Origin of the sequence: Novosphingobium sp. AAP93 (assembly GCF_001296055.1) — a bacterium.
Lineage (GTDB): Bacteria > Pseudomonadota > Alphaproteobacteria > Sphingomonadales > Sphingomonadaceae > Novosphingobium.
In genome coordinates this window covers 1-10,060 of the sequence record NZ_LJHZ01000128.1, presented here as the reverse complement: position 1 = coordinate 10,060, position 10,060 = coordinate 1, and the positions used below count along the sequence as shown (strand labels likewise).

General features: G+C 64.2%; 10 protein-coding genes and 1 pseudogene. 2 read left to right on the top strand and 9 right to left on the bottom strand.

The features are described from left to right. The 5 genes and pseudogenes from IP83_RS18305 to rpiB all read right to left on the bottom strand — a co-directional run. Window positions 1-181 (bottom strand): annotated as a pseudogene (locus tag IP83_RS18305) (transcriptional regulator NrdR); the annotation flags it as partial. Between the two features lie 71 nt (window positions 182-252). Further along, on the bottom strand, window positions 253-675 hold the full coding sequence (locus IP83_RS20390; RefSeq protein WP_156309852.1) for a hypothetical protein: 423 nt from the start codon (window positions 673-675) through the stop codon (window positions 253-255). Window positions 676-786: 111 nt separating this feature from the next. Continuing rightward, window positions 787-990, bottom strand: coding sequence for a hypothetical protein (locus IP83_RS18300; RefSeq protein WP_054123675.1), 204 nt, complete (start codon window positions 988-990; stop codon window positions 787-789). Between the two features lie 3 nt (window positions 991-993). Beyond that, window positions 994-2,316, bottom strand: a complete 1,323-nt coding sequence (gene glyA, locus IP83_RS18295; RefSeq protein WP_054123674.1) for a serine hydroxymethyltransferase — start codon at window positions 2,314-2,316, stop codon at window positions 994-996. A gap of 12 nt (window positions 2,317-2,328) precedes the next feature. Further along, entirely contained in the window at window positions 2,329-2,769 is a 441-nt protein-coding gene (gene rpiB / locus IP83_RS18290) for a ribose 5-phosphate isomerase B (RefSeq protein ID WP_054123673.1), read from the bottom strand. A gap of 266 nt (window positions 2,770-3,035) precedes the next feature. Here rpiB and IP83_RS18285 point away from each other — a divergent pair, with 266 nt between their 5' ends. After that, window positions 3,036-4,316, top strand: a complete 1,281-nt coding sequence (locus tag IP83_RS18285) for a flavin-dependent oxidoreductase (RefSeq protein ID WP_054123672.1) — start codon at window positions 3,036-3,038, stop codon at window positions 4,314-4,316. Further along, a complete protein-coding gene (locus IP83_RS18280) occupies window positions 4,313-4,768 on the top strand; it encodes a DUF3237 domain-containing protein (protein ID WP_054123671.1) in 456 nt (151 codons plus the stop codon). Before IP83_RS18285 ends, IP83_RS18280 begins: the two co-directional genes overlap by 4 nt. A 46-nt stretch (window positions 4,769-4,814) precedes the next feature. Here the strand turns inward: IP83_RS18280 and IP83_RS18275 are convergent, their stop codons facing one another. From IP83_RS18275 to IP83_RS18260, 4 genes are all read right to left on the bottom strand, one after another. Beyond that, a complete protein-coding gene (locus IP83_RS18275) occupies window positions 4,815-5,459 on the bottom strand; it encodes a transposase (RefSeq protein ID WP_072380392.1) in 645 nt (214 codons plus the stop codon). Between the two features lie 167 nt (window positions 5,460-5,626). After that, complete coding sequence (rpoD, locus tag IP83_RS18270) at window positions 5,627-7,633, bottom strand: RNA polymerase sigma factor RpoD (RefSeq protein ID WP_054123669.1); 2,007 nt, start codon at window positions 7,631-7,633, stop codon at window positions 5,627-5,629. Between the two features lie 46 nt (window positions 7,634-7,679). Then, window positions 7,680-9,533 carry a DNA primase gene (gene dnaG / locus IP83_RS18265; protein ID WP_054123668.1) on the bottom strand — a complete coding sequence of 618 codons (1,854 nt, stop codon included), beginning with the start codon at window positions 9,531-9,533 and terminating at the stop codon, window positions 7,680-7,682. Beyond that, complete coding sequence (locus tag IP83_RS18260) at window positions 9,533-9,985, bottom strand: endonuclease domain-containing protein (protein ID WP_082364835.1); 453 nt, start codon at window positions 9,983-9,985, stop codon at window positions 9,533-9,535. The genes dnaG and IP83_RS18260 overlap by 1 nt, the downstream gene beginning before the upstream one ends. Window positions 9,986-10,060: the final 75 nt, after the last annotated feature.

Genomic DNA, 10,060 nt, shown 5'->3' with positions numbered 1-10,060 from the left:
GGCGGGGCTCGCCGCTGCCGCTCTTGAGCACCATGACTTCGCGCAGCTGGACGCGCTCGAAGGTGGTGAAGCGCGCGCCGCACGCTTCACACTGGCGGCGCCGGCGGATCGAGGTGTTGTCCTCGCTCGGCCGGCTGTCCTTTACCTGGCTTTCCTCATGGGCACAGAACGGGCAACGCATTTAGGGTCAAAACTCAAGCTAGATTGGCAGAAAGATAGAGGCTTGTAGCATCTCTAGAACTCTAAACATGATCATTTCATTTGACCAAGTTTCTGCAAAAACTGCGTATCAACGAATTTTATCAACGTTGCCTTGCCCGTTGTAAACTTTGGATCATTGTTTGTCCCAAAGTAGCAAACATCTGTACTCCTTATTGGAGTACCAAATGAGTTTTCGGCATCGTACTCAACATATACAGATTTAAATGGCGCAGAGACTTTGGGGAGTTTATCTCTGAAATCATGAAACTCGAGTGAGATCTTGTAGGTTTTGTACAGGTCTTCAATCTCTTTGAGTGCATTAGGGCTATCAAATTCGGAGATTTTGATAGCTTTATATGTGCTTGGGGCTTTGAGGCCGCTCTGCAATGCAGACTCGCACTTTGCTACCTCTTCGCTTTTAAAACTGTCACAACTCGCGACAAGCATGAGAGGGAGTAGCAGTGCTAAGCGCATTTGCAGTCTCCATTTTATTCGGACGGACGGGGCGAAGCACCTAAACTAACAGTATATCCGAGGTTGGCATAGTCTCACTTGATTTTGTTTCAACTGACTTGATCGTCGATTTTACTTGATCCGCTGATAGAGCGCAAACCCCGCGCCCGCGACAAGGCCCAGCGGCAGCGAGACGAACGGGAGCAGGGCGCCCGCCACTGCTCCGATGCCCGCGCCGACGAGGACCGGCTTGGTCGAGGGGTGGTCCATGCCCTGCTTGGCCATGCCGCTGATTTCTTCGGTGGCGCGGCCGAGAAGATCGTTGCTGTCTGCCATGTCTTACAACTCCGGATAGATCGGGAACTTCGCACAAAGCGCTTCAACCCGTTCGCGGACGCGTTGTTCCACCTGACCATCGCCTTCATCGCCATTGCGCGAGAGACCATCGACGACTTCGGCGATCAGCGCGCCGATCTGCCGGAATTCGTCCTCGCGGAAGCCGCGCGTCGTGCCCGCCGGGGTGCCGAGGCGGATGCCCGAGGTGACGAACGGCGAGCGCGTGTCGAAGGGGATGCCGTTCTTGTTGCAGGTGAGCCAGGCGCGGTCGAGGCCCTTTTCAGCGGCCTTGCCGGTCACATCCTTGGGCGTGAGATCGACGAGCATCGAGTGGTTGTCCGTCCCGCCCGAGACAATGCCGAGGCCGGCGTCCTGGAGGCTGGCGGCAAGGGCGCGGGCGTTGGCGACGACCTGATGCGCATAGGCCGCGAACTCGGGCTTGAGCGCCTCGGCGAAGGCGACGGCCTTGGCGGCGATGATGTGGACGAGCGGGCCGCCCTGCATGCCGGGGAACACCGCCATGTTGATCTTCTTGGCGAGCGCTTCGTCATTCGTGAGGATCACGCCCGAGCGGGGCCCGCGCAGCGACTTGTGCGTCGTGGTGGTGACGACATGCGCGTGCGGGATCGGCGAGGGGTGCGCGCCGCCCGCGACGAGGCCCGAGATATGCGACATGTCCACGAGGAGGTAGGCGCCGATCTCGTCAGCAATCGTGCGGAAGGCTTCCCAGTCCCACACGCGCGAATAGGCGGTGCCGCCCGCGATGATCAGCTTGGGCTTGTGCTCGTGGGCAGTGGCGCGGACGGCGTCCATGTCGATCTGGTGATCCTCGCGGCGCACGCCGTAGGCGACCGGCTTGAACCACTTGCCGCTCATGTTGACCGGCGAACCGTGGGTGAGGTGGCCGCCCGAGTTGAGGTCGAGGCCCATGAAGGTGTCGCCCGGCTGGAGCAGCGCGAGGAACACGGCCTGGTTCATCTGGCTGCCCGAATTGGGCTGCACGTTGGCGAATTCGCAGCCGAACAGCTTCTTGGCGCGCTCGATGGCCAGCGTTTCCACGACGTCGGCATACTCGCAGCCGCCATAGTAGCGCTTGCCGGGGTAGCCTTCGGCGTACTTGTTGGTGAACACCGAGCCGGCCGCTTCGAGGCAGGCGAGGCTGGTGATGTTTTCCGAGGCGATCAGCTCGATCTTGGTCTGCTGGCGGTGCAGCTCACCGCGGATCGCGGCATAGACTTCGGGATCGGCGGCTTCGAGGTGCTCGGTGAAGAAGCCGGCTTTGCGGATTTCCTGCGCGCCAAGGTTTTCTGGTGCTGCAATGTTCATCGGCGGGGCTCCTTATGCGAGGGCGGGGGAGGAAAGCTTGGCGACACGGGCCTGGTGGCGGCCACCGAGAAATTCGCCGGCGAGGAAGGCTTCGAGGCAGGCCTTGGCCATTTCGGGGCCGACGAGGCGGGCGCCCATGGCGATGGCATTGGCGTCGTTGTGCGAGCGGCAGAGTGTGGCCGAAAGCGGTTCGCTGACGAGGGCGCAGCGCAGCGCCGGGTGGCGGTTCACCGCGATCGAGATGCCGATGCCCGAGCCGCACAGCGCGACGCCGCGTTCGGCAGCGCCCGAGGCGACGGCTTCGGCGAGCATGTAGCCATAGTCGGGGTAGTCGACGCTGGCGGTGCTGTCTGGCCCGAGATCGAGCACTTCGTGGCCGAGCGCGGCGATGTGGGCGGCGAGTTCAGCCTTGAGATCGAACGCGGCGTGGTCCGAGGCGATGGCAATGCGCATGGGCGGCGGGTGGTCCTGGGCCGGGAGATTCGTTGGAAACAGCGCTTTAGGAGGGTTGGGCCGGCATTGCCAGTGTGCGCGATTGCCTTAAGTTCAACATTAGAAAAAATTATATGAATGAAGATGCCTCCGTCAGCCCTTGCGGACTGCCACCTCCCCCGTTGCCCCTTCGACAAGCTCAGGGGAAAATGGGGAGGACCTGGGCCATTGCAACGCCGGGGCCGTGCCTGTAGCGGCGCTATCGAACATAACATTCGGGATGCGAGATGGCCCAGAACGAAGTGCTGGTTGCAGGCGGCGGGATCGGCGGGCTGGTGCTGGCGCTGACGCTGCATCAGATCGGCGTGCGCTGCCGGGTGCTGGAAAGCGTGCGCGAGCTGAAGCCGCTCGGCGTGGGAATCAACCTGCAGCCCAATGCCGTTCGCGAGCTGGACGATCTTGGCATCGGCGAGGCGGAGCTCGACGCGGTGGGCATTCCAGCGCGCGAGTGGGCGCTGGTGGGGCTCAATGGCAAGGACATCTATGCCGAGCCGCGCGGGAAGCTCGCCGGGTATCGCTGGTACCAGTATGCGGTGCACCGGGGGCACTTCCATATGCTGCTCTATCGCACGGTGCTGGAGCGGCTTGGGCCGGATGCGGTTCGGCTGGGGTGCCGGGTAAGCGGGTATCGCAAGGACACGGACGGCGTGACGGCACTGGTCGAGCGGGCGGATGGCGGGCGCGAGGAGCTTTCGGCCAAGCTGCTGATCGGCGCGGACGGCATCCATTCGGCGATCCGCGCGCAGATGCACCCCGATCAGCCGCCGATCCACTGGGGCGGGACGATCATGTGGCGCGGCACCGCGCGCGGGGTGCCGATCCGCAGCGGTTCCTCGTTCGTGGGGCTGGGGACGAGCCGGCACCGGGTGGTGCTCTATCCGATCTCGCACCCCGATGCGGACGGCATGGCGGATATCAACTGGATTGCCGAACAGACCTTTGACGCAGACCACGACTGGTCGAAATCGGGCTGGTTCCGGCCGGTCGGGCTCTCCGAGTTTGCGCACGAGTTCGAGGGGTTCGTCTACGACTGGCTTGATCTGCCGGCGCTGCTGGCTGGATCGGACGCGGTCTACGAAAACCCGATGATCGACCGCGATCCGCTGCCGACATGGGTGGACGGATCCGTAGCGCTGCTCGGCGATGCGGCGCATCCGATGTATCCGACGGGCTCCAACGGCGCCTCGCAGGCGATCATCGACGCCCGGGTGCTGGGGCGGATCATGGTGGAGCGGGGCGTGAATGCGGAGGCGCTGGCGGCGTTCGATGCTGAACTGTGCGGCCCCATCGGTGCAGTGGCGATGCGCAACCGGGGGGCGGGACCGTTCGGCCTGCTCAACATGGTCGACGAGCGCTGCGGCGGGCAGTTCGACGATATCGACGCAGTGATTCCGGCGGAGGAGCGGGCGGCGTTCATGCTGGCGTATCAGAAGGCGGCGGGCTTTGCGAAAGAACAGCTCAATACCGCGCCGCCGACGATTCCGGCGGGAGCGAGGGTTTTGATATGACGATAGCACTGGAACACGTCTGCGATCTGGTGGTCGAACTCTCGCCGCCGCACGAAATGGGCGCAGCGCTTTCAGGCACGCGGCGGATCATTCCGATCGTCGGCGGGACGGCGCGGGGGCCGCAGATCAACGGGCGCATCCTGAACGTCGGCGCGGACTGGCAGACCGTGCAGGCGGGCGGCGTGGCGCAGCTGGATGCGCGCTATGGAATCGAGACCGATGACGGCGCGGTGATCGAAGTGGTGAGCCAGGGCATCCGGGTCGCCTCGGCGGACGTCGCGGCGCGGATTGTGGCGGGGGAGGTGGTGCCGCCTTCGGAATACTACATGCGCACCGCGATCCGGCTCGACAGCGGGCATCCGGACTACGCGTGGGTGGCGCGTTCTATCTATGTCGCGGATGGCGGCAAGGTGGGGAACACGGTGCGGCTGGCGGTTTGGCGGGTGGGGTGATCGGCGAAAAATAGGGGACAGTCCCTCGAAAAATAGGGGACAGTCCCTATTTCATGCGGCGCGGGCGGCCTCGCGGTTTTTGCTCCGGCGCAGGACTACCCGCTATCTCGACTCCGCCAAGCGGACGGCCTGATCGCATCGCAGCTTCGAGTTCGTCATCACGCTCGCTGGCCTCGACGCCATCGGCCAGATAGGCGCGCCAGTTGGTGACCGGGAATTCGTGCTCCAGATCGGTCAATCCATCGGGCGCGCCGCTGATGTGGGCTCTGGCGCTGGACCATGGCCATTGCTCCGCATCACCGACGAGCCCGGCCTTGACCGGATTGTTCTCGATGTAGCGGACGGCAATGGCGAGGTGTGCGGCATCCATTGGGTAGCTCGCGTAGCGTCCCTGAAAGAGGTGGCCAGAAACGCCCTCGCGCAAGTTTATGCGCTGGGCATAGCTGGTGTGCGTGCGGGACAGCACCGCGCGCAGGTCATCGGCGGAGGGTGGGACGAGCACGAGGTGAACGTGGTTGCTCATGAGGCACCATGCGAGGCAGCGCACCGAATGGTCGGTGCAGTTCTTCGCCAATAGCGTCAGATAGCGCCGCCTGTCGTTGTCGGAGAAGAAGACATGTTGTTGTCGATTGCCGCGTTGAATGACGTGGTGGGGACAATCGGGGACGACGAGTCTCGCGGCACGCGGCATGGCGCAACCTCAAAAATGGGGACAGTCCCCATTTATTCTGGTCCATCGGCACACGCAACATAAATGGGGACTGTCCCCATTTTTGACGCCGTGAGCGGCGCAACCGGGGCAAACGAAAAGGGCCCCGCCGCAGCGGAGCCCTCTCGATAAATGGGGACTGTCCCTATTTATTGATCCAGGAACGACCGCATCTTCCGCGAACGGCTCGGGTGCTTCAGCTTCCGCAGCGCCTTGGCCTCGATCTGGCGGATACGTTCGCGCGTCACCGAGAACTGCTGGCCGACTTCCTCGAGCGTGTGATCGGTGTTCATGCCGATGCCGAAGCGCATGCGCAGCACGCGTTCCTCGCGCGGGGTGAGGCTGGCGAGGACGCGGGTGACGGTTTCCTTGAGGTTGGCCTGAATGGCCGCATCCACCGGGATCACCGCGTTCTTGTCCTCGATGAAATCGCCGAGGTGGCTGTCTTCCTCGTCGCCGATCGGCGTTTCGAGGGAGATCGGCTCCTTGGCGATCTTCATCACCTTGCGCACCTTTTCGAGCGGCATCGAAAGCCGCTCGGCCATTTCCTCCGGCGTGGGCTCGCGGCCCTGCTCGTGGAGGAACTGGCGGCTGGTGCGCACCAGCTTGTTGATCGTCTCGATCATGTGGACCGGGATGCGGATCGTGCGGGCCTGATCGGCAATCGAGCGCGTGATCGCCTGACGGATCCACCACGTGGCGTAGGTGCTGAACTTGTAGCCGCGGCGGTACTCGAACTTGTCGACCGCCTTCATCAGGCCGATGTTGCCTTCCTGGATCAGGTCGAGGAACTGCAGGCCGCGGTTCGTGTACTTCTTGGCGATCGAGATCACGAGCCGCAGGTTCGCCTCGACCATTTCCTTCTTGGCAATACGCGCCTCGCGCTCGCCCTTCTGGACCATGTTGACGATGCGGCGGAATTCGCCGAGCGACATGCCGGTGGCAGCCGCGATATCGGCGATCTCGGCGCGGATGCGCTCGACCGGTTCGGCTTCGTTGGCGGCGAAGGCAGCCCACTTCTTGTCGCGGCTCGCCAAGGTCTGCAGCCAGCCCTCATCGAGCTCGCGACCGACGTAGTGATCGAGGAAGTCCTTGCGCGGCACCTTGTGGCGCTCGGCAAGGCGCAGCATCTGGCCGCCGAGCGTGGTTAAGCGGCGGTTGAAGGCGTAGAGGTTGTCGACCAGGTATTCGATCTTGGTCGCGTGGAACTGCACGCTTTCGACCTGCGCGGTGAGGTCTTCGCGCAGCTGCTGGTACTGCTGTTCCTTGGCGGCGGGGAAATCATTACCCGCGCCGAGGGCATGGAGGCGCTCGGCCTGCACCTTCTCGAAGGTGCGGAAGAGGTCGGTGATCTGGGCGAACTTCTCGAGCGCTTCGGGCTTCAGCTGCGCTTCCATCTGGGCGAGGCTGAGGGTGTTGTCCTCTTCCTCTTCCTCGGCAGGGCGCTTGGCGCGACGTTCGGTAAGCTCGTCGTCCTCGTCCTCGGCCTGCTCTTCCTCCTCGACGTCCTCTTCCTCCTTGAAGGACGGACCGGCGGTGGCTTCGCTGATCTCGCCGTCGCCTTCCTCTCCATCCTCGGAGAGGTTTTCGGGCTGGGGTTCCTTGGAGAGCATGGCGTCGAGATCGAGGATCTCGCGCAGCTGCATCTCGCCGGCGTTGAGCGCTTCGGACCACTGGATGATCGCGTGGAAGGTGATCGGGCTTTCGCACAGGCCCAGAATCATCGTGTCGCGGCCAGCCTCGATGCGCTTGGCGATGGCGATTTCGCCCTCGCGGCTGAGCAGCTCGACCGCGCCCATCTCGCGCAGGTACATGCGCACCGGGTCGTCGGTGCGCTCGACAGTTTCCTTGCGCTTGGTGACAAGGTCAGGGCGTTCGTCGACCGGATCGGCATCCTCGACTTCTTCGTCGCTGCTCTTGTCTTCGGGATCGACCGCGTCCTCGTCGCTCTCAACGATGTTGACGCCCATTTCATTGAGCGCGGACGTGATGTCCTCGATCTGGTCCGAGCTCATGTCGTTGGGAAGCGCTTCGTTGAGCTCGTCCCACGTGATGATCCCCCGGCGCTTGGCGCGGGCGATCAGCTTCCGGATGGAAGCATCGTTGAGATCGATCAGCGGAGCATCGCCGGTGTCAGTCGTGTCGGTGGAAGCCATCTATTCCCGGTACCATCTGTGCTGCGCGCGCGATATGAATCCCCCTTCACATCCCGGCGCGGGTGCGGCCCATTTGCCCCAACCGGGCCAGCAGCGCCAGCCTTCGTTGCAGCAAACGTTGCTGTTCGGCGAAGGTTTCGTCGGAAAACTCCGCCTCGTGCCGGCGCGTGGCCTCTGCCAGCGCGGCTTCGACGGCCGGAAGTCCGACCAGCAGATCCACCGCTTCGGCGAGTTCTTCCGCCGCACCGGGTGCCTTGCCGTCCAGAAAACCGAATCGCATTCCGGCGTAATCGTCCGCCGAAGGAGCCCGAAGACCCCGTTTCGCCAATATGGGAAGAACGTGCGTGCTTTCAAGCGGCTGGGCCGCGCTGTGGACGAGATCGATGAGGGCATCGAGCAGCGCGGCGAGCGCGGGATCGGGCACCTCGATGCGGGCAAGCGACTCAGCGTGGCGGGCAATCTCGCGGGGCTGCGCGATAAGGCCGGCAAGCACGGCGGCGAGAAGGGGACGGCGCTCGCCCACGGCCTGCATGCGCGCGGTGACAGCGGCGGGCAGAGGCGGCGGGCCGGGCTGCCATTTGCCGCCGGGCCCTGGGCGGCGCTGGCTGGGCTGGAAGGCCGGGCGTTCGCGCTGCGGGTAGGCAAGTTCACCGAAGCGGTCGAGCAGGTCGCGGCGGTAGAGGCCCTTGATATCATTGTCGCCGATGCTCTCGACATGGGCCATCAGGCGCGCCTTGAGCCCGGCCTTGTCCTCTGGCGTCGTCACCGGGCCTGCGGCACGTTCGATGTCCCACAGCACTTCGACCATGGGGCGTGCGGCGGCGAGGACATCCTCCATCGCGGCCACACCGCGCTGCTTGATGAGGTCGTCGGGATCGAGCTTGTCCGGCAGGACGGCGATCTTGAGCGAATGGCCGGGGCGCAGCAGCGGCAGCGCGCGGACGATGGCGCGCGTCGCGGCGCGCTGGCCCGCGGCGTCGCCGTCGAAGCAGAGCACCGGGCATTCGGTAAGGCGCCAGAGCCGCTCGATCTGGTCTTCGGTGAGCGCCGTGCCCAAAGGGGCAACTGCTTCGCCGATACCTGCGGCGGCCAGTGCGACGACGTCCATATAGCCTTCGACCACCACGACGCGGCCCGATTGGCGCGAGGCGGGGGAGGCGCGGTGGAGGTTGTAGACCGTGCGGCCCTTGTCGAAGAGCGGGGTATCCGGCGAGTTGAGGTATTTGGGCGCGTCGGTCTTGGTCTTGTCGAGGATGCGGCCGCCGAACGCGATGACCCGGCCGCGCGGATCGCAGATGGGGAGCATCAGGCGCCCGCGGAACCGGTCATAGGGATCGCGGCCTTCGACGATGATGCGCAGCCCTGCCTCGATCAGCATGCTCTCGGGGAACTGGCTTAGCGCCTCCTTCAGCGCGGTGCGGCTGTCGGGTGCATAGCCGAAGCCGAATTCCTTGACGATGTGGGCGGGAAATCCGCGCGAGGCGAGGTAGGCGCGGGCCTGCGCGCCCTGATCCTCCGCGAGGCTTTTGACGAAGAAGGCCTGCGCTGCCGCCATGACGTCGTGGAGCGACTTCTGCTCTTCAGCGCGGCGCGCGGCACGCGGATCAGGGGCGGGGACTTCCATGCCCGCGCTGGCGGCGAGTTCCTTCACTGCATCGAGGAAGGGCAGGCCCTGATGGTCGGTCATCCAGCGGATCGCGTCGCCATGCGCGCCGCAGCCGAAGCAGTGGTAGAAGCCCTTCTCGTCGTTGATCGTGAAGCTGGGCGTCTTCTCGTTGTGGAACGGGCAGCACGCCTTGAACTCGCGCCCCGCCTTCTGCACCCGCACGCTGCGCCCGATCAGCGCGGACAGCGAGGTCCGCGCGCGCAGTTCATCGAGCCATTGCGGGGTTAGGGACATCAGGACCTTCCACCGCGCAGCGGGTGGACCCACAAACTCCCCTCCCGCTCGCGGGAGGGGTCGGGGGAGGGCATGTTATCGAGCGTCTCCTCGATACGAGCCACAACACCCTCAAGATTGTCCATCACCTCATTGTTCCAGAATCGCAGAACCTTGTAACCCTCGCTCTCGAGGAATCGGGTCCGGCGCGCATCATATTCCACTGCTGCCGAATGCTGACCGCCGTCGAGATCGATGACGAGCCGCTTTTCCCGGGAGGCAAAGTCGCAGATGTATTGACCGACCGGAAACTGACGGTTGAAGCGCACCCCTCGTATCTGCCGCGCTCTCAAAGCGCCCCAAAGCTTGCGTTCGGCTTCGGTGGCATTCCTGCGCAATTCCCGCGAGCGTGGGGTGGGGCGGGAGTAGCCCTTGTCATTCTCCCGGAACCACGCTTTGCCATGCTCGTCCAAGTATGCTCTCCGAATGGTTGGGCTGCTGCGCGAACATGCCCTCCCCCAGCCCCTCCCGCAGGCGGGAGGGGAGCC